Source organism: Oceanimonas aquatica, from assembly GCF_030732065.1.
GTDB lineage: Bacteria > Pseudomonadota > Gammaproteobacteria > Enterobacterales > Aeromonadaceae > Oceanimonas.
The window spans coordinates 1-17,350 of the sequence record NZ_JAVBHX010000010.1; the positions used below are offsets into that span (position 1 = coordinate 1).

General features: G+C 59.9%; 16 protein-coding genes. 8 read left to right on the forward strand and 8 right to left on the reverse strand.

Annotated elements, in window-relative coordinates; genetic code table 11:
- Nucleotides 1-293: 293 nt before the first annotated feature.
- Genes hemG through Q9290_RS13930 form a run of 3 tightly spaced genes read right to left on the reverse strand, consistent with a single transcriptional unit; the run spans nucleotide 294 to nucleotide 2,929 of the window.
- Nucleotides 294-818, reverse strand: coding sequence for a menaquinone-dependent protoporphyrinogen IX dehydrogenase (gene hemG / locus Q9290_RS13920; protein ID WP_306080252.1), 525 nt, complete (start codon nucleotides 816-818; stop codon nucleotides 294-296).
- An 11-nt stretch (nucleotides 819-829) separates the two neighbouring features.
- On the reverse strand, nucleotides 830-2,287 hold the full coding sequence (locus tag Q9290_RS13925; RefSeq protein ID WP_306080253.1) for a TrkH family potassium uptake protein: 1,458 nt from the start codon (nucleotides 2,285-2,287) through the stop codon (nucleotides 830-832).
- A gap of 21 nt (nucleotides 2,288-2,308) precedes the next feature.
- A complete protein-coding gene (locus Q9290_RS13930; RefSeq protein WP_306080254.1) occupies nucleotides 2,309-2,929 on the reverse strand; it encodes a YigZ family protein in 621 nt (206 codons plus the stop codon).
- Nucleotides 2,930-3,159: 230 nt separating this feature from the next.
- Here Q9290_RS13930 and fadB point away from each other — a divergent pair, with 230 nt between their 5' ends.
- From fadB to Q9290_RS13950, 4 genes are all read left to right on the forward strand, one after another.
- Nucleotides 3,160-5,298 carry a fatty acid oxidation complex subunit alpha FadB gene (gene fadB, locus Q9290_RS13935; RefSeq protein ID WP_306080255.1) on the forward strand — a complete coding sequence of 713 codons (2,139 nt, stop codon included), beginning with the start codon at nucleotides 3,160-3,162 and terminating at the stop codon, nucleotides 5,296-5,298.
- 20 nt (nucleotides 5,299-5,318) lie between these two features.
- On the forward strand, nucleotides 5,319-6,482 hold the full coding sequence (gene fadA / locus Q9290_RS13940) for an acetyl-CoA C-acyltransferase FadA (protein ID WP_306080256.1): 1,164 nt from the start codon (nucleotides 5,319-5,321) through the stop codon (nucleotides 6,480-6,482).
- A gap of 83 nt (nucleotides 6,483-6,565) precedes the next feature.
- Complete coding sequence (tusA, locus tag Q9290_RS13945; protein WP_306080257.1) at nucleotides 6,566-6,811, forward strand: sulfurtransferase TusA; 246 nt, start codon at nucleotides 6,566-6,568, stop codon at nucleotides 6,809-6,811.
- Between the two features lie 74 nt (nucleotides 6,812-6,885).
- Nucleotides 6,886-7,809 carry an AEC family transporter gene (locus Q9290_RS13950; RefSeq protein ID WP_306080258.1) on the forward strand — a complete coding sequence of 308 codons (924 nt, stop codon included), beginning with the start codon at nucleotides 6,886-6,888 and terminating at the stop codon, nucleotides 7,807-7,809.
- A gap of 50 nt (nucleotides 7,810-7,859) precedes the next feature.
- Here the strand turns inward: Q9290_RS13950 and Q9290_RS13955 are convergent, their stop codons facing one another.
- Both Q9290_RS13955 and Q9290_RS13960 read right to left on the reverse strand, forming a co-directional pair.
- Nucleotides 7,860-8,510, reverse strand: coding sequence for an OmpA family lipoprotein (locus tag Q9290_RS13955; RefSeq protein ID WP_306080259.1), 651 nt, complete (start codon nucleotides 8,508-8,510; stop codon nucleotides 7,860-7,862).
- Between the two features lie 84 nt (nucleotides 8,511-8,594).
- Nucleotides 8,595-9,164, reverse strand: a complete 570-nt coding sequence (locus tag Q9290_RS13960; RefSeq protein ID WP_306080260.1) for a DNA-3-methyladenine glycosylase I — start codon at nucleotides 9,162-9,164, stop codon at nucleotides 8,595-8,597.
- A 100-nt stretch (nucleotides 9,165-9,264) separates the two neighbouring features.
- Here Q9290_RS13960 and glyQ point away from each other — a divergent pair, with 100 nt between their 5' ends.
- The 4 genes from glyQ (at nucleotide 9,265) to Q9290_RS13980 (ending at nucleotide 14,121) form a co-directional block, all read left to right on the forward strand.
- Nucleotides 9,265-10,176, forward strand: coding sequence for a glycine--tRNA ligase subunit alpha (glyQ, locus tag Q9290_RS13965; protein WP_306080261.1), 912 nt, complete (start codon nucleotides 9,265-9,267; stop codon nucleotides 10,174-10,176).
- A 3-nt stretch (nucleotides 10,177-10,179) separates the two neighbouring features.
- Nucleotides 10,180-12,249: a glycine--tRNA ligase subunit beta gene (glyS, locus tag Q9290_RS13970; RefSeq protein WP_306080262.1), complete on the forward strand. Its 2,070-nt coding sequence runs from the start codon at nucleotides 10,180-10,182 to the stop codon at nucleotides 12,247-12,249.
- Between the two features lie 156 nt (nucleotides 12,250-12,405).
- Nucleotides 12,406-12,747, forward strand: coding sequence for an antibiotic biosynthesis monooxygenase family protein (locus Q9290_RS13975; protein WP_306080263.1), 342 nt, complete (start codon nucleotides 12,406-12,408; stop codon nucleotides 12,745-12,747).
- 120 nt (nucleotides 12,748-12,867) lie between these two features.
- Nucleotides 12,868-14,121 carry a valine--pyruvate transaminase gene (locus Q9290_RS13980; protein ID WP_306080264.1) on the forward strand — a complete coding sequence of 418 codons (1,254 nt, stop codon included), beginning with the start codon at nucleotides 12,868-12,870 and terminating at the stop codon, nucleotides 14,119-14,121.
- Between the two features lie 371 nt (nucleotides 14,122-14,492).
- On the opposite strand, the gene Q9290_RS13985 is transcribed toward Q9290_RS13980, so the two are convergent.
- The 3 genes from Q9290_RS13985 to ilvD all read right to left on the reverse strand — a co-directional run bounded on the left by Q9290_RS13985 (nucleotide 14,493) and on the right by ilvD (nucleotide 17,259).
- Complete coding sequence (locus tag Q9290_RS13985) at nucleotides 14,493-14,936, reverse strand: Hsp20 family protein (protein ID WP_306080265.1); 444 nt, start codon at nucleotides 14,934-14,936, stop codon at nucleotides 14,493-14,495.
- Nucleotides 14,937-14,999: 63 nt separating this feature from the next.
- On the reverse strand, nucleotides 15,000-15,425 hold the full coding sequence (locus Q9290_RS13990) for an Hsp20 family protein (protein ID WP_306080266.1): 426 nt from the start codon (nucleotides 15,423-15,425) through the stop codon (nucleotides 15,000-15,002).
- Nucleotides 15,426-15,573: 148 nt separating this feature from the next.
- On the reverse strand, nucleotides 15,574-17,259 hold the full coding sequence (gene ilvD, locus Q9290_RS13995) for a dihydroxy-acid dehydratase (RefSeq protein WP_306080267.1): 1,686 nt from the start codon (nucleotides 17,257-17,259) through the stop codon (nucleotides 15,574-15,576).
- Nucleotides 17,260-17,350: the final 91 nt, after the last annotated feature.

Below are 17,350 nucleotides of genomic sequence, written 5' to 3' on the forward strand. Positions count from 1 at the left end.
TGCGAGTGCCCACACAGTTTGCTTGATAAATTGTTAAAGAGCGTTGACCGCTTTCGCTGGTCAGGGCTGCGTATTCTACGCAATCCTTGGTGTTCGTCAAGCGTTGATTTGAACTTTGTTTGGCTCGCTTTCAACCCTTGTGACCGTTGGCGTGTTGCCCCGTGTCAGTGGAAGCGCATTATAGGGAGCCGCGATTTTTGCGCAAGGGCTTTTTTGAGTTTTATATCAAAAAAAGCGATTTCGTACAGAAAACGTACCAAAACCGCTTTTTGCTGCGTTTTTGTTGCCGAGAGTCAGCTCCGTGCGGCTACTTTTTTGGCAAACTCACTGACCTTGTCCCAATCAGTGAACTCCAGATCCTGACTGGTATCGGTGCTGCCGCCGGTAATTTTCATGATCAGCTGAATAATGCGGGTCTGCCACCAGTTGTATTCGCTGTATTTGAGCGCACCGGCAAAAACGCCAATGGTACGCGGCCGCCAGGACGAGCGGGACAGGAACTTCTTGATATAGGCGTTGTTGCCCGGCACCGCCTTCTCGGGCTTACGTGCAGTGAGGCAGACACAGAAAAAGGCGGAGTCGGCCACTGCCAGCTGTTCGCTGTGATGATGAATAAAGGTGTACAGGCTGTCATGAAAACGGCCATAACGAATGGAAGCGCCTATCAGCACCTTGTCATACTTGCTGAGATTTTTCCTGGGGTTGGTGTGCAGATCCACCAGCTCCACCTCATAATCACCAAATTCACTCCGCATCGCCTCGATGATCTTGTGGGTCTGACCATTGCGGGATGAATAAAGCACCAACAGTTTTTCCATAGACTCCTCAATCAGCTTCGCCAGAAGGCCGGCGTAAACAGCACTAGCAGGGTAAAGATTTCCAGACGACCGAACAGCATGGACAGCACCATAATCCACTTGGCACCGTCGGTAGTGGTACCGAAGTTGGCCGCCACCTCCCCCAGACCCGGGCCCAGGTTATTCAGGGTGGCGACCACGGCGGTAAAGGCGGTGAGTTCGTCCATGCCGGTGGCCAGCAGCGCCAGCATGCACAGCACAAATACCAACGCATAGGCGGCAAAAAAGCCCCAGACTGCTTCAACCACTCTATCAGCTAGCGCCTTGTTGCCAAGCTTTATTCGATAGACCGCCCGTGGGTGAATAAGCCGCTTGAGCTCACGCATGCCCTGCAGGTTAAGCAGCATGATGCGAACCACCTTGATGCCCCCCCCGGTGCTGCCGGCACAGCCGCCGATACAGGAGGCAAACATCAGCAGCACCGGCAAGAACAGCGGCCACTCGGCAAAGCCGGTGGTACTGAAGCCGGCGGTGGTGGCAATGGACACCGACTGAAACAAGGCCTGATCCAGCGCTTGCCAGGGGTCGCTGTACACCTGGTGTGCCAGCAGCATCGACATGCAGATAAACGTCAGCACCAGCTGTACACCGATAAATACCTTGAGCTCGGGATCCAGCCGGTAAACCGACAGTTGCATGCCCCGGTTGGAAAAGGCGGCAAAGTGCAGGCTGAAGTTAACCCCGGCGACGATCAGAAAGACCACGATAATCAGATTGATCACCGGGCTGTTGAAATGGCCCACGCTGGCATCGTAGGGGGAGAAACCGCCAATGGCGATGGTGGAGAAGGAATGACAGATGGCGTCAAACATATTCATGCCCGCCAGCCACAGCAGCAGGGCGCAGGCGATGGTCAGCACCAGATAGATGTACCACAGTACCTTGGCGGTTTCGGCAATACGCGGCGCCACCTTGTTGTCCTTGACCGGGCCGGGGATCTCGGCCCGGAACAGCTGCATGCCACCAATGCCCAGGATCGGCAGTATCGCCACCGCCAATACGATAATACCCATGCCCCCCAGCCACTGCAGCATCTGGCGGTAAAACAGAATGGCCTTGGGCAGGGTATCCAGGCCGCTGATCACAGTGGCGCCGGTGGTGGTCAAGCCGGAAAAGGATTCAAAAAACGCCTCGGCCACCGTCATGTCCGGCAACTCGCTGAGCAAAAAGGGAATGGCCCCCACACTGCCCAGCACCGTCCAGAACAGCACCACGATTAAGAAACCTTCCTTGGCCCGCAGATCCTTGTGGTGAGTGCGGTTGGGAAACCACAACACCAGCCCCAGTACCAGACAAATAACAAAAGCACTGAAAAAGTCGAGACCGGCACCGTCCCGGTAGATGTAGGCCACCAGCGCCGGTGCCAGCATGGTCACGCTGAACAGGGCAACCAGAATGCCTACGATGCGAATAATGGAGCGAATATGCATGCTTGTTCCAAAGCTCGAATGTCAATCGGTGATCGGGCGTGCAATCACCCTTCCCTGGGTTCTGTCTTTGATCTGCTTTATCAGGCTGTCGAGCAGCCGAATATCGACCCGTAACACGCCGCTGACGGCGGCGCCGTAATCCACCCGCTCCCACTCGGCACCGCTTTGTGCCAGCAGGTTTTCGAGCTGGGCCATGTCGCTGTAGTCGGCGGACAGCGCCAGCCGCCCTTCAATCACTTTTTCTACTGTGCTCAGCTCGGTCAGGGCGCCGTTCACCGAACTGCCGTAGGCCCGCACCAGGCCACCGGTGCCCAGCTTGATGCCACCGAAGTAGCGCACCACCACGGCAGTGATTTCACCGATACCGGCCCCCTGCAGCACGGCCAGCATGGGTTTGCCGGCGGTGCCCGAGGGCTCGCCGTCATCGCTGAACCCCAAGGCCTGAGAGTCGGTCGGCGCGCCCGCAATAAAGGCCGAGCAATGGTGTCCGGCCCCGGGATATTCGCTCCGCAGTCGCTCTATAAAGGCCTTGGCCGCTTCTGCATTGGGCGTGTGCGCCAGGCAGGCAATAAAGCGGCTCTTTTTGATTTCCTGCTCCCACACCACGGAGGCCGCCGGAACAAGATAAGGGGAAGCGGTCATGAATCGTCCCTGAACGGTTCTTGCCGGCGCTGTGCATGCCGGTACATATGCAACAAGGCCGGCCATCATAACACAGCTGTCCGGCCGCCACGCTGCGCCAGGATCACGCACTTTGTTTTTTAAACATGCGTTTTAAAACACATTGAAAAGTGCCTGTTTACTGTCCATAGTGATTTCATCACAGTCGCTTGTATACGGCGCCGTGTCAGGGAACTCAAGGAGACATTCGTATGATCTACCAAGGTGAAACCCTTTCGGTCACCCTTCTGGACAACGGCATCGCCGAGCTGTGTTTTGACGCTCCCGGCAGCGTCAACAAGCTGGACAGCCGCACCCTGCTGTCGCTGGAAGCCGCCGTCGAGGCGCTGGAGCAAACCCCGGATATAAAGGGCCTGATGCTCACCAGCGCCAGGGACGCCTTTATTGTGGGCGCCGACATTACCGAGTTTCTCGACAAGTTCGACCTGCCCGACGCCGAACTGGCCGGCTGGCTGAGTCGGGCCAATACCATTTTCAGCCGCATTGAAGATCTGCCCTTTCCCTCCCTCAGTCTGGTACGCGGCTACGCCCTGGGCGGTGGCTGTGAATGCATTCTGGCCACCGACTTTCGCCTGGGCGACGCCAGTGCCCGCATCGGCCTGCCGGAAACCAAACTGGGCATTATGCCCGGCTTTGGCGGCACCGTGCGCCTGCCCCGGCTGGTGGGTGCCGATAACGCCATGGAATGGATCACCACGGGCCGGGACCACGATGCGAATGCCTGCCTGAAACTGGGCTTGCTGGATGCGGTAGTGAGTACCGACAAACTGAGAGAAGCTGGCATACGGCTGCTGCTGCAGGCCGATGAACACGGCTGGCAGGATCGCCGCCGGCAAAAAACGGCGCCCCTGACCCTGAGCAAAGTTGAAGCCACCATGAGCTTTACTACCGCCAGGGGCATGGTGGCGGCCAAGGCCGGGCCTCATTACCCGGCCCCCATGATGGCGGTAAAGACCATTGAAGCTGCAGCCGGTATGGAGCGTGACGACGCTCTGCAGGTAGAGCAGGACAACTTCATCAAGCTGACCCGCACAACCGTGGCCCGGGCCCTGGTGGGGATTTTCCTCAATGATCAGCTGGTCAAGGGCAAGGCCAAACAGGCCGCCAGAAAGGCGGCCCCGGTCAACCGGCTGGCGGTGCTGGGCGCCGGCATCATGGGGGGCGGCATTGCCAGCCAGGCGGCGGTAAAAGGCATACCCGCGGTGATGAAGGACATTAATAACGACGCTCTGGCCCTGGGCATGCGTGAAGCCGGCAAGCGACTGAATCAGCAGCTGGAGCGGGGAAAAATCGATGGCGCCCGCCTGGCCGAGGTGCTCGCCAGTATACGTCCCACCCTGAGTGACGACGAGCTGGCCGGCGTCGATCTGGTGGTGGAAGCCGTGGTGGAAAACCCCGCCATCAAGGCGCAAGTGCTGGCAGAGACGGGGCAAAAGGTCGGCGAGAATACCGTCATTGCCTCCAATACCTCCACCATCCCCATCTCCACCCTGGCTCAAAGCCTGAAGCACCCCGAGCGGTTCTGCGGCATGCACTTTTTCAACCCGGTGCATCGCATGCCGCTGGTGGAAGTCATTCGCGGCGAGCACACCAGCGACGACACCCTCAACCGGGTGGCGGCCTGCGCCGCCGCCATGGGCAAAACACCCATAGTGGTCAACGACTGCCCCGGTTTTTTCGTCAACCGGGTGCTGTTTCCCTATTTCTTTGGCTTTAACCAGTTACTGGCCGACGGCGCCGACTTCGCCGAAGTCGACCGGGTGATGGAGCGACAGTTCGGCTGGCCCATGGGACCGGCCTGGCTGCTGGATGTGGTGGGCATGGATACCGCCCATCATGCTGCCGCCGTCATGGCCGAGGGCTTTCCCGATCGCATGCAACAGGACGACGGCACCGCCATCGATCTGATGTTTCAGCAAAGCCGACTGGGCCAGAAAAGCGGAGAAGGCTTTTATGCCTGGTTAACCAACAAAAAGGGCCAGTCCCAGAAAACCCATTGCACTCACAGTCAGGCGCTGCTGCGAGAGCGTTACGGCGAGCCTCAAGCGTTTGCCGACGACGACATCATGGCGCGCATGATGGTGCCCATGATCAACGAGGTGGTGCGCTGCCTGGAGGAAGGCATTATCGCTTCTCCCGCCGAGGCGGACATGGCGCTGGTCTACGGCCTGGGCTTTCCGCCGTTTCGCGGTGGCGTATTCCGTTACCTCGACACCATTGGGCTGAACAACTACCTGGCCATGGCGGATCGCCATGCCGGCCTGGGCCCGCTATACCAGGTCAGCGGCCAGTTGCGCCACATGGCACAACAGGATGACACCTTTTACTGATAGCCGGCAGGAGATACAGCATGAAAGACGTGGTTATCGTTGATTGCATTCGCACCCCCATGGGCCGCTCCAAAGGGGGCGCCTTTCGCCATGTGCGCGCCGAAGACCTGTCGGCCCACTTGATGCAAGGCCTGCTGGCCCGCAACCCGGCGCTGAATGCCGGCGATATTGACGACATTATCTGGGGTTGTGTGCAGCAAACCCTGGAGCAGGGCTTCAATATTGCCCGCAACGCCGCCCTGCTGGCCGGCCTGCCCAAAACCGTCAGCGCGGTCACCGTCAACCGCTTGTGCGGCAGCTCCATGCAGGCACTGCATGACGCTGCCCGAAGCATTATGGTGGGCGACGGCGACATTTTTATGGTGGGTGGTGTGGAGCACATGGGTCATGTGCCCATGGATCACGGCGTGGACTTTCACCCGGGAATGGCCCTGAACGTGGCCAAAGCCGCCGGCATGATGGGTCTCACCGCGGAAATGCTGGCCAGAATGCACAAGATTACCCGGGAACAGCAGGACGCCTTTGCCCTGCGCTCCCACCAGCGTGCCCATAGAGCCACCTTACAAGGCCGCTTTAATCACGAAATATTAGCCACTCACGGTCACGACGCCGACGGCGCCCTGTTCAACCTTGAGGCCGACGAGGTCATTCGTCCCGACACCAGCCTGGACTCCCTGGCCGGCTTGCGCCCGGTGTTTGACCCGGCCAACGGTACCGTCACCGCCGGCAGCTCGTCGGCTCTCTCGGACGGCGCCGCCGCCATGCTGGTGATGTCCGCCGAACGGGCCGCCGCCCTGGGGCTGAAAGCCCGAGCCAGAGTGCGTGCCATGGCGGTGGCCGGTTGCGACCCGTCAATCATGGGCATGGGCCCGGTGCCGGCGGTGCGCAAGGCGCTGAAACGGGCCGGCCTCACTCTTGATGACATTGAGCTGTTTGAGCTGAACGAGGCCTTTGCCGCTCAGTCGCTAGCGGTGCTGAAGAAGCTGAACCTGCTCGATACCATGGACGACAGGGTCAACCTTAACGGCGGCGCCATTGCCCTGGGGCACCCATTGGGTTGCTCGGGGGCACGAATCTGTACCACCCTGATTAACCTGATGGAGCAACAGAACTCGACCCTGGGCGTGGCCACCATGTGCATTGGCATGGGCCAGGGCATTGCCACCGTGTTTGAACGACTATGAGCGGCGAGAAGCCAGAAGTGAGGGGTTGACCATTTTTTCGTCAGCATTAAGATAGGCGGGTTTCAAGAATACAGTAGACCGATATGACCGTTTCTCTTTCCGATGCTCACCACCACCTGGACGCCACCGGCCTGCGTTGCCCGGAGCCGGTGATGATGGTGCGCAAACAGGTACGCACCATGGCCGCCGGCGAAACCCTGCTGATCACCGCCGACGATCCGTCCACCACCCGTGACATTCCCAGCTTCTGCCGTTTTATGGACCACCAACTGCTGTCCAGCCAGGTAGATGAACTGCCCTACCGCTTTCTGATCCAGAAAGGTAACTGAACCGCGAGCGGGCGCACGCAGCCCGCTTCAGCAAGCTGCTATGCTGGGGCCCACCTCGTTCTGCCGGAGCCCCCATGCTGGACGTTATCCATGCCCTTGGCCCCCTGTTTTTGCTGATCCTGGCCGGTGTCGTGCTGCGCCGGCTTCACTTTCCCGACGATCAGTTCTGGCCCGGCGCGGAGCGTTTTATTTATTTTCTGCTGTTTCCGGCCATGCTGATCAGCACCCTGGCCACCGCCGATTTCAGTCAGGTAACCTTTGGCGGCATGATCGGCCTACTCAGCTCCCTGCTGGTCTTGCTGGCCGCCCTGCTCTGGCTGCAGCGCCATCGGCTGGGCTCGAATCCGACCTCCTTCAGTTCGGTGTTTCAGGGAGCGCTGCGTTTTAATACCTATGTCGGCCTGGCCGGCGCCGCCGCCCTCTATGGGGAAGCCGGCATCACCGCCGCCGCCGTGGCCATTGCGGTGATGGTGCCCCTGGTCAATATTCTCTGCGTACTGATGTTCGTGGCCAGTGACAGCCAGGGTACGGCAGGCCTGTTGCGCGCGCTGAAGGCGCTGACCCGAAATCCCCTGCTGCTTGCCTGCGCGGCCGGCATCGCGCTTAACCTTAGCGGCATCGGTCTGCCCGGCTGGAGCCGGGATACCCTTGCCCTGGCCGGAAAAGCGGCCCTGCCACTGGGCCTGATTGCCGTTGGCGTGGCACTGCAGCCCAGGGCACTGCGCGGCACCGGTGCCGCCTTCTGGCAAGCCTGTGGCATCAAGTTTGGCCTGTTGCCGCTGCTCGCTCTGACAGGGGGCATAGTACTCGGCCTGGGACAGGTGGAACTGGCCGTGGTGGTGCTGTTCACCGCCCTGCCGACCGCCACCTCCTCCTACATTCTGGCCCGGCAGATGGGTGGCAATGCGCCGCTGATGGCCGCCCTCATTACCGGCCAGACCCTGCTGGCCATGGCCGTGCTGCCGGCCTGGATGGCGCTGCTGACACTGCTGCAATAAAAAATGCCCGCATTTGCGGGCATTTTTTATCAATGATGGGTGTGATTTGCTTAGCCCATGGGGCTCAGGGTAATTTCCACCCGGCGGTTCTGGGCGCGGCCCTGCTCGGTGGCATTGCTGGCGATGGGCTGGCTGAAGCCCACACCGCGAATATTGAAACGGTTGGCGGCGGCGCCCTGGCTGATCAGGAACTGACCCACGGTGGCGGCACGGCGCTCGGACAGGCTCTGGTTATAGCTGGCAGAGCCGGTGTTGTCGGTGTGGCCCACTACGTTCACCCAGGTCTTGTCGTACTCTTTCAGCACCATGGCAACGCCGCTCAGGGTGTTGTAGAAGCTGGGGGACAGATCGGCGCTGTCTACCGCAAAGGTGACGTTGCTGGGCATGTTGAGAATAATCTGGTCACCGTTGCGGGTCACGCTGACGCCGGTGCCGCGCATGCGATCCCGCAGTTTGGCTTCCTGCACGTCCATGTAGTAGCCCACGCCGCCGCCCAGGGCCGCACCGCTGGCGGCACCAATGAGAATGCCTTTTTCACGGTCACTGGAACTGGCGGATGCGCCGCCGATCACGGCGCCGGCCAGAGCCCCGATGCCACTGCCGATGGCGGCCTTAGAGGCCTGACGTTCGCCAGTGTAGGGGTTGGTAGTACAGGCGGAAAGAGCCAGTGCCGCCGCCACAGCAAGACAAATCTTTTTCATTATTGATCCCGTTCAGAAAGCACAAGTAACCGACAATATAGCCTCGCTATGGCCCATAAACCAAGCCCGGATTGAGGCTTGTGGTCAACCACTGACGTGTTCGGGATGACAATGACAGCTCAGCAGATGATCGTTCACCATGCCGGTGGCCTGCATAAAGGCATAGCAGCTGGTGCTGCCCACAAAGGCAAAGCCCCGCTGCCTGAGTGCTTTGGCCATGGCGTCCGATTCGGCCGTGGTCACCGGCACGGCAGCGGCATCGGGCCAGCGGTTGATCACCGGTGCCCCACCCACAAAGTCCCACAGCCAGCGGCTGAAATCGATGCCTTCCTCCTGCATGGCCAAATAGGCATGAGCATTGGTGATAACAGACTCGATTTTGCGCCGGTTACGTACAATGCCGGGGTTTTGCATCAGCCGGTCTACATCACTCGATGTAAAGGTCACCAGCTGTGTTGGTTCAAAGCCGGCAAAGGCTTCCCGGTAGGCCGGTATCTTGCACAGAATGGTGAACCAGCTCAGGCCCGCCTGCTGGCCGTCGAGGCACAGCTTTTCAAACAGCGCCCGGCCGTCGTACTCGGGCTCGCCCCACTCGTTGTCGTGATAAGCAATGTAACGCGGGTCCTGATTGACCCAGGCGCAGCGCTGCACCATGGCACCTCCCCAATTCAGCCTATATTCACACCGGACCAGCGGGTATACTCGGTAACCTAGTTTCACTCAGCAAACGCACCTATATCAAGGCGCTATCATCATGCAAAAATTCGATATCAATACCTTTCAGGGTCTGATCCTCACCTTGCAGGATTATTGGGCCCGGCAGGGCTGCACCGTGGTGCAGCCGCTGGACATGGAAGTGGGTGCCGGTACCTCTCACCCCATGACCTGCCTGCGCGCCATCGGCCCCGAGCCGCTGGCTGCCGCCTATGTACAGCCTTCCCGCCGCCCCACCGACGGCCGTTACGGCGAAAACCCCAACCGTCTGCAGCATTACTACCAGTTTCAGGTGATGATCAAGCCGTCGCCCGACAATCTGCAGGAGCTGTATCTGGGCTCGCTCGAGGCGCTGGGTCTGGACCCTCAGGTACATGATATTCGCTTCGTGGAAGACAACTGGGAAAACCCCACTCTGGGTGCCTGGGGTCTGGGCTGGGAAGTCTGGCTCAACGGCATGGAAGTGACCCAGTTCACCTACTTCCAGCAGGTGGGCGGCCTGGAGTGCAAGCCGGTCACCGGTGAGATCACCTATGGCCTGGAGCGTCTGGCCATGTACATTCAGGGCGTGGACTCGGTCTACGATCTGGTATGGTGTGACGGCCCCCTGGGCAAAACCACCTACGGCGACATCTTCCATCAGAACGAGGTGGAGCAGTCTACCTACAACTTCGAGCACGCCGATGTCGACTTTCTGTTCGGCTTTTTTGAGCAGTGCGAAAAGGAATGCCAGCATCTGCTGGAGCTGGAGCAGCCCCTGCCCCTACCCGCCTACGAGCGCATTCTCAAGGCCGGCCACGCCTTTAACCTGCTGGATGCCCGCAAGGCCATCTCGGTCACCGAACGTCAGCGCTACATACTGCGCATTCGCACCCTGACCAAGGCCGTTGCCGAAGCCTACTACGCGTCCCGCGAGGCCCTCGGTTTCCCCATGTGCAAGAAGGAAGGATAAGGCATGGCAGAACAGAATTTCCTGGTAGAGATCGGCACCGAAGAGCTGCCCCCCAAGGCCCTGCGCAGCCTGGGTCAGGCCTTTGCCGACAACCTGCAAAACGAACTCAACGGCGCCGATCTGGCCTTTGACAGCATTCGCTGGTTCGCCGCTCCCCGCCGGCTGGCAGTACAGGTAATCCGCCTGGCCGAAGCCCAGCCCGACAAGCAGGTGGAAAAACGCGGCCCCGCCGTGCAGGCCGCCTTTGACGCCGATGGCAACCCCACCAAGGCCGCCCTGGGTTGGGCCCGGGGCAACGGCATCAGCGTGGAGCAGGCCGGTCGTCTGAAAACCGACAAGGGCGAATGGCTGGTACACGTGGCCGACATTCAGGGCAAGCCCGCTGCCGAGCTGCTGCCCGCCATGGTGGAGCAGGCCCTGAGCAAGCTGCCCATTCCCAAGGCCATGCGCTGGGGTGACAAGACCACCCAGTTTATTCGTCCGGTGCACACCCTGACTCTGCTGCTGGGCGAGCAGCTGCTGCCGGCCACCATTCTGGGCGTGGACTCCGCCCGTACCGTGCGTGGCCACCGCTTTATGGGCGAAAAAGAATTCCAGCTCGACCATGCCGATCATTACCTTGAACAGCTTGAAAACCGCGGTCGAGTACTGGCCGACTTTGAGCGCCGCAAGGCCATCATCGAAGCCGGAGTCAAGGACGCCGCCGCCGTGGTGGGCGGCATCGCCGATCTGGAAGAAGACCTGCTGGAAGAAGTCACTTCCCTGGTGGAATGGCCGGTGGTGCTGACCGCCTCTTTTGAGGACGAGTTCCTCAAGGTGCCGGCCGAAGCCCTGGTGTACACCATGAAGGGCGACCAGAAGTACTTCCCGGTATACGACACCGACGGCAAGCTGCTGCCGAAGTTCATCTTCGTCACCAACATCGAATCAAAAGACCCCAGCCAGATCGTGCAGGGCAACGAAAAGGTGGTGCGCCCCCGCCTGGCCGACGCCGAGTTCTTCTTTAACGCCGACCGCAAGACCAGCCTGGCATCCCGCCTGGACCAGCTCGACAGCGTGCTGTTTCAGAAGCAGCTGGGCACGGTCAAGGAAAAGTCCGAGCGCATCAGCGCCCTGGCCAGCTATGTGGCCGCCGCCATTGGTGCCGATCAGGCGCTGGCCGAGCGCGCCGGTTTGCTGTCCAAGTGCGATCTGGTGACCAACATGGTATTTGAGTTCACCGACACTCAGGGCGTGATGGGCATGCACTACGCCCGTCACGACGGCGAGCCCGAAGCCGTGGCCCTGGCCCTGAAGGAGCAGTACCAGCCGCGTTTTGCCGGTGACGACCTGCCCGGTCAGGATGTGTCCGCCGCCGTGGCCCTGGCCGACAAGCTGGATACCCTGGTGGGCATCTTTGGCATTGGTCAGGCGCCCAAGGGCGACAAGGATCCCTTCGCCCTGCGCCGTGCCGCCCTGGGTGCCCTGCGCATCATTGTGGAAAAAGGCTATCAGCTCGACCTGCTGATGCTGATCGATCAGGCCCGCGCCCTCTACGGCCACAAAATCTCCAACGAGAACGTAGCCAACGACGTGCTGGAATTCATGCTGGGCCGGTTCCGTTCCTGGTATCAGGATGCCGGTTACGGTGTGGACGTAATCCAGGCCGTGCTGGCCCGCCGTCCCACCCGTCCCGCCGATTTCGACGCCCGGGTAAAGGCCGTGAGCACCTTCCGCGAGCTGGATGCCGCCGCCGCCCTGGCCGCTGCCAACAAGCGGGTGGGCAACATTCTGGCCAAGTTCGAGGGTGACATTCCCGCCGAGGTGAATGCCGACTTGCTACAGGACGAGGCCGAGCGCGTCCTGGCCGCTCAGGTGGCCGAGTTGGCCGAGCGCCTGGCCCCGCTGTTTGCAGACGGCGACTACAGCAAGGCCCTGGCCGAGCTGGCGTCACTGCGCGAAAGCGTGGACGCCTTCTTTGACCAGGTGATGGTGATGGACGACGACGAGGCTATTCGCCTCAATCGCCTGGCCCTGCTCAACCAGCTGCGCAACCTGTTCCTGCGCGTGGCCGATATTTCGCTGCTGCAATAAACCGCCGCGGTTATCGGTGATTCAAAGCCCCGCCACCCGCGGGGCTTTTTATTTACTCCCTGCACCCACTCTTTTTGTTTTCCTGGTCTTACCAATAACGGGCTGATTTGTGTTAATAATTAGAGTGTGACTCTACCTGCAACAAGGACGATGCCAATGATCAAGGTCATTATTGAACGCCGGGTGGCGGAAGGCCTGGAAACCGTTTATCAGGAAACCATTCGCAACCTGATGCTGCAAATTACCGAACGCCCCGGCTTTCTCAAGGGTGACGCCTACCGGGATGTACATCACCCCAACCACTTCTACGTGATTTCCAACTGGCAAAGCATAGAAAGCTGGGAGCACTGGCAAAACTCTTCGGAGCGTCAGCGCATGCTCAGTGAACTGGCTCCCCTGCTGGAGCAGGACGAAAAGTGCACGGTACTGGCGCTGAAGGTCAGCTACGAAGCCAAACCGTCCAAGTTTGCCCGCCCGACCCAGACCTACACTTACTGAATCCGTTCCCCTGTTTCACGTGAAACAGGGGTTTCATACCGACCTTCGTCCGGTCGACACCCATGCCGATATCGGATACCGTGAAGCTTTCGCAACCGTATCGCATTTGGTAGCTCGAGCATGGAATTTTCAGCATTCGGACAGAAGTTTACCCGTCACTCCGGCATCACTCAGCTGATGGACGATCTCAACCAGGGCCTCACCGCCCCCAATACCATTATGCTGGGCGGCGGCAACCCGGCCGCCATTCCCGAGGTGATGGCTTACCTGGACACTCAGGCACAGGAACTGCTGAAAACCGGAGCTCTGCTGAAAGCCATTGCCAACTACGACGGCCCGCAGGGGAAAGACAGCTTTATTCAGGCCCTCGCCGAGCTGCTGTCCAGAGAGCTGGGCTGGCCCGTGGGCCCCGAGAACATCGCCCTCACCAACGGCAGCCAGACCGCCTTTTTCTATCTGTTCAACCTGATGGCCGGTGAATTCCCGGACGGCCGCAAAAAGAAGGTGCTGTTCCCGCTGGCACCGGAATACATCGGCTACGGTGACAGCGCCCTGGACGAAGACCACTTCGTGGCCTGCAAGCCGGAAATCCGCCGGTTCGACAACGGCCTGTTCAAATACTACGTGGACTTCGACCACCTGGAAGTGGGCGATGACATTGGTCTTATCTGTGTGTCACGCCCGACCAACCCCACCGGCAACGTGCTCACCGACGAGGAAATTCGCCATCTGGATCAGATTGCTCGGGACAAGGGCATTCCCCTGCTGATCGACAACGCCTATGGCACGCCCTTTCCCAATATCATTTTCAGTGACGCCACCCCGTTCTGGAACGACAACACCATACTGTGCATGAGCCTGTCGAAACTGGGCCTGCCCGGCGTGCGCTGCGGCATAGTGATCGCCAACCCCACCATAGTGCAGGCCATCACCAACATCAGCGGCATCGTCAACCTGGCCCCCGGCAGCATGGGCCCGGCCCTGACCCTGCCGATGATTCAGAACGGCGATATCATCGAGCTGAGCAACAAGGTCATCAAGCCCTTCTACCAAACCAAGGCCCAGCAGGCGGTGGAGTGGCTGCAACAGGCCATTCCCCTGCCCCAGTTCCATATTCACAAGCCGGAAGGTGCGCTGTTTCTGTGGCTGTGGTTTGAAGACTTGCCGGTGCACTGCCAGGAGCTGTATCAGCGCCTCAAGCAAAAGGGCCTGTTGGTGGTGCCAGGCCATTATTTCTTTCCGGGTATCGAAGACGACGACTGGGCCCACAGCAAGCAATGCATTCGCCTGAACTACGCCCAGCCGGAAGCGGACGTCAAAGCCGGTATAGAGATCCTGGCGAAGGAAGTGCTGGCGATTTACGGTGAGGCCTGAGCCAAATTCGCTTGCAGAGTAGTGCACAACCGTCGGTCAAAGCGCACTGCTTCTCCGGCACGCTGTAAATACTTCCCTGTACGCTCCGTTGCGCCATCCCTGGCGCAAAGGGCACGGCGAAGCAGACACCCTTTGACCTCCTCAGCATTCTCAGAGCTGACCGGTAGTAAACAGACAACGCCGGTGGCAGCCGAAGCAGCAGTGGGGATTGCCGTAGCCGACCATAAAATGCCATGGATGGCATTTTCGAGCGTTACATGGAGGTACTTGAAGCGTGTCGGCGGAGCGCAACCGCACTGATGCTTCGCGGGAGTAAGCACTGAAAACAACAACGCCGGCTTGCGCCGGCGTTGTTTTTATCGAGCTGAGGGTTATTCGCTTTTGTGCTCCAGGGCGCGGCCTTCGCCGATTTCAATACGGCGCGGCTTGAGCGCTTCGGGCACTTCCCTTAGCAGGCTGATGCGCAGCAGGCCGTGCTCCAGTTTGGCATTCTTCACCTGAACGTGATCCGCCAGTCGGAACTTGAGCTCGAAATCCCCTTCGCTGATGCCCTGATACAGATAGCGGCGCTCTTCGCCGGCGTTTTCACGCTTGCCCTTCACCAGCAGGGTGTTCTGCTCCACCGACAGTTCCAGCTCCTTCTCGGCAAAGCCGGCCACCGCCACCGTGATCAGGTAACGGTCATCGTCCTGCTTCTCGATATTATAGGGTGGCTGTTCACTGCTTTTGCCGTGCAGCAGATGCTCCAGATCGCCGACCAGGCGGTCAAAGCCAATGGCGGAACGATACAGCGGGCTTAAATCAAAACGACTCATAATCCTATCCTCCAATCGCAAGCAATAGGTCAATGGGTGCAATGGTTGTCTTTAAAAACGGGCTCAGCCGATGCTGATGGTTCTCGGCTTGGCGGCTTCCGGTACTTCCCGCACCAGGTCGATGTGCAGCAAGCCGTTTTCCATATCGGCGCCGCTCACCTTAATGTGATCGGCCAGCTGAAAGCGACGCTCAAAGCCACGCTCGGCAATACCCTGATACAGGTAGTTACGGGCACCCTGCTGTTCTGGGGTCTTGTGACCTTTTACCGTCAGGGTGTTTTCATGGCTGGTGATCTCCAGCTCATCCCGGGCAAAGCCGGCCACCGCCATGGAAATGCGGTACTGGTTCTCGCTGAGCAGCTCGATATTGTAGGGGGGGTAACCGCTGTTGCCGTTGCTGCCATTGCTGGCGGCGTTTTCCATCAGGGACGCCAGACGATCAAAACCGATGGCGGAGCGGTACAGGGGTGAAAAATCAAAGCGTGACATACATCTATCCTCCAGTGAGCGATATTGATTTGCCCTCCAAGCGGACGGGCGGTGCGGGCCCTCAATCGAGCAACCCGCCTTGTTCACTAAAAGATATAGGGATGGGCTTTTTCGCTTTCAAGCACGACAGTGATAATTTTTTGAGCGTTCAATGCCCGTTGTCGTGCGCGTCGGTCACGGCACCGTGAGACGCCGAGCCTACCGTCCGGGCATATTTGGCCAGCACGCCCCGGCGATAACGGGGCTCGGGCGGCTGCCAGCGGGCCAGCCGCTCGGCGATGACGCTGTCGGTCAGCTCCATCTCCAGCCGGTTGTTCCTGGCGTCGATGGTAATAATGTCGCCGTCTTCCACTATGGCCAGCGGGCCGCCCTGACGCGCTTCAGGCGTGATATGCCCCACCACAAAGCCGTGACTGCCGCCGGAAAAGCGGCCGTCGGTGATCAGCGCCACGCTCTTGCCCAGCCCCCGGCCCATGATGGCCGACGTGGGGCTCAGCATCTCCCGCATGCCCGGGCCGCCTTTCGGCCCTTCGTAACGGATCACCACCACGTCCCCCTTTTGCACCGTGCCGTCGAGAATGCGCGCCAGGGTTTCTTCTTCCGAATCAAACACTCGGGCCGGACCGGTAAAGCTTAAGCCTTCCTTGCCGGTAATCTTGGCCACGGCGCCCCCCGGGGCCAGATTGCCATGAAGAATGCGCAGGTGACTGTCGGCCTTGATGGGGTTATCGAGGGGGTGAATGATGTTTTGATGCTCCGGATATGGCGACACGCCGGCCAGGTTCTCCGCCAGGGTTTTGCCGGTCACGGTAAGACAGTCGCCGTGCAGCAGGCCGGCATCGAGCAGCATTTTCATCAGCGGCAGTATGCCCCCGATCTCCACCAGCTCCGACATCATGTAATGGCCGCTGGGGCGCAGGTCCGCCAGCACCGGCACCCGCTTGCCGATGCGGGTGAAATCATCCAGAGTCAGCTCTACATCCACGGCATGGGCCATGGCCAGCAGGTGCAGCACCGCATTGGTGGAGCCCCCCAGCGCAATCACCAGGGTAATGGCGTTTTCAAAGGCGGCCTGAGTCATGATGTCGGACGGCCGTATATTGTGCTTCAGCAACTGCAGCACCGCCTCGCCGGCGTGACGGCAGTCCTGCAGTTTGGTGTCGGAGGTGGCGTTCTGGGCCGAGCTGCCCGGCAGGCTCATGCCCATCACTTCGATGGCCGAGGCCATGGTATTGGCGGTATACATGCCGCCGCAGGAGCCCGGGCCGGGAATGGCGGTGTCTTCAATCTGCTTCACCTCAATGGCCGTCATGTCGCCCTTGGCATGGGCGCCTAACGCCTCGAATACCGAAATAATGTCGGTGTGCTTGGCTCCCGGCGCTATGGTACCGCCATACACGAACACCGCCGGCCGGTTGAGCCGGGCCAGACCGATCAGGCAGCCGGGCATGTTTTTGTCACAACCGCCAATGGCCACCAGGCCATCAAAGCCTTCGCAACCGGCCACCGCCTCGATGGAGTCGGCAATGATCTCCCGCGACACCAGCGAATACTTCATACCCTCGGTGCCGTTGGCGATACCGTCAGAAATGGTGATGGTGTTAAAAATGATGCTCTTGCCGCCGGCAGCATCGGCCCCCCGTGCCGCCTCCTCCGCCAACCCATCGATATGCATATTGCAGGGAGTAAGGTTGCTCCAGGTTGAGGCAATACCCACCTGAGGCTTGTTGAAATCGTCGTCGGTGAACCCGGTGGCCCGCAGCATGGCACGCGCCGGCGCCCGGGCAGTGCCATCCACTACCCGGCTGGAATACTTGCGACTGTGGTTGCTCATTGTGCTCCCCTTATCGTTGGATATGGCTTATTCCAGTCTAGTCGGCTTACAAGTACCCCGGTGTGAGTTACCTTGTAGCTGCCGCTTCAGC

What these genes read in the sequence shown, in the direction of transcription:
- hemG (WP_306080252.1), bottom strand. Translation starts at nt 818, where the DNA reads ATGGAAAAACTGTTGGTGCTTTATTCATCCCGCAATGGTCAGACCCAC.
- Q9290_RS13925 (WP_306080253.1), bottom strand. Translation starts at nt 2,287, where the DNA reads ATGCATATTCGCTCCATTATTCGCATCGTAGGCATTCTGGTTGCCCTG.
- Q9290_RS13930 (WP_306080254.1), bottom strand. Translation starts at nt 2,929, where the DNA reads ATGACCGCTTCCCCTTATCTTGTTCCGGCGGCCTCCGTGGTGTGGGAG.
- fadB (WP_306080255.1), top strand. Translation starts at nt 3,160, where the DNA reads ATGATCTACCAAGGTGAAACCCTTTCGGTCACCCTTCTGGACAACGGC.
- fadA (WP_306080256.1), top strand. Translation starts at nt 5,319, where the DNA reads ATGAAAGACGTGGTTATCGTTGATTGCATTCGCACCCCCATGGGCCGC.
- tusA (WP_306080257.1), top strand. Translation starts at nt 6,566, where the DNA reads ATGACCGTTTCTCTTTCCGATGCTCACCACCACCTGGACGCCACCGGC.
- Q9290_RS13950 (WP_306080258.1), top strand. Translation starts at nt 6,886, where the DNA reads ATGCTGGACGTTATCCATGCCCTTGGCCCCCTGTTTTTGCTGATCCTG.
- Q9290_RS13955 (WP_306080259.1), bottom strand. Translation starts at nt 8,510, where the DNA reads ATGAAAAAGATTTGTCTTGCTGTGGCGGCGGCACTGGCTCTTTCCGCC.
- Q9290_RS13960 (WP_306080260.1), bottom strand. Translation starts at nt 9,164, where the DNA reads ATGGTGCAGCGCTGCGCCTGGGTCAATCAGGACCCGCGTTACATTGCT.
- glyQ (WP_306080261.1), top strand. Translation starts at nt 9,265, where the DNA reads ATGCAAAAATTCGATATCAATACCTTTCAGGGTCTGATCCTCACCTTG.
- glyS (WP_306080262.1), top strand. Translation starts at nt 10,180, where the DNA reads ATGGCAGAACAGAATTTCCTGGTAGAGATCGGCACCGAAGAGCTGCCC.
- Q9290_RS13975 (WP_306080263.1), top strand. Translation starts at nt 12,406, where the DNA reads ATGATCAAGGTCATTATTGAACGCCGGGTGGCGGAAGGCCTGGAAACC.
- Q9290_RS13980 (WP_306080264.1), top strand. Translation starts at nt 12,868, where the DNA reads ATGGAATTTTCAGCATTCGGACAGAAGTTTACCCGTCACTCCGGCATC.
- Q9290_RS13985 (WP_306080265.1), bottom strand. Translation starts at nt 14,936, where the DNA reads ATGAGTCGTTTTGATTTAAGCCCGCTGTATCGTTCCGCCATTGGCTTT.
- Q9290_RS13990 (WP_306080266.1), bottom strand. Translation starts at nt 15,425, where the DNA reads ATGTCACGCTTTGATTTTTCACCCCTGTACCGCTCCGCCATCGGTTTT.
- ilvD (WP_306080267.1), bottom strand. Translation starts at nt 17,259, where the DNA reads ATGAGCAACCACAGTCGCAAGTATTCCAGCCGGGTAGTGGATGGCACT.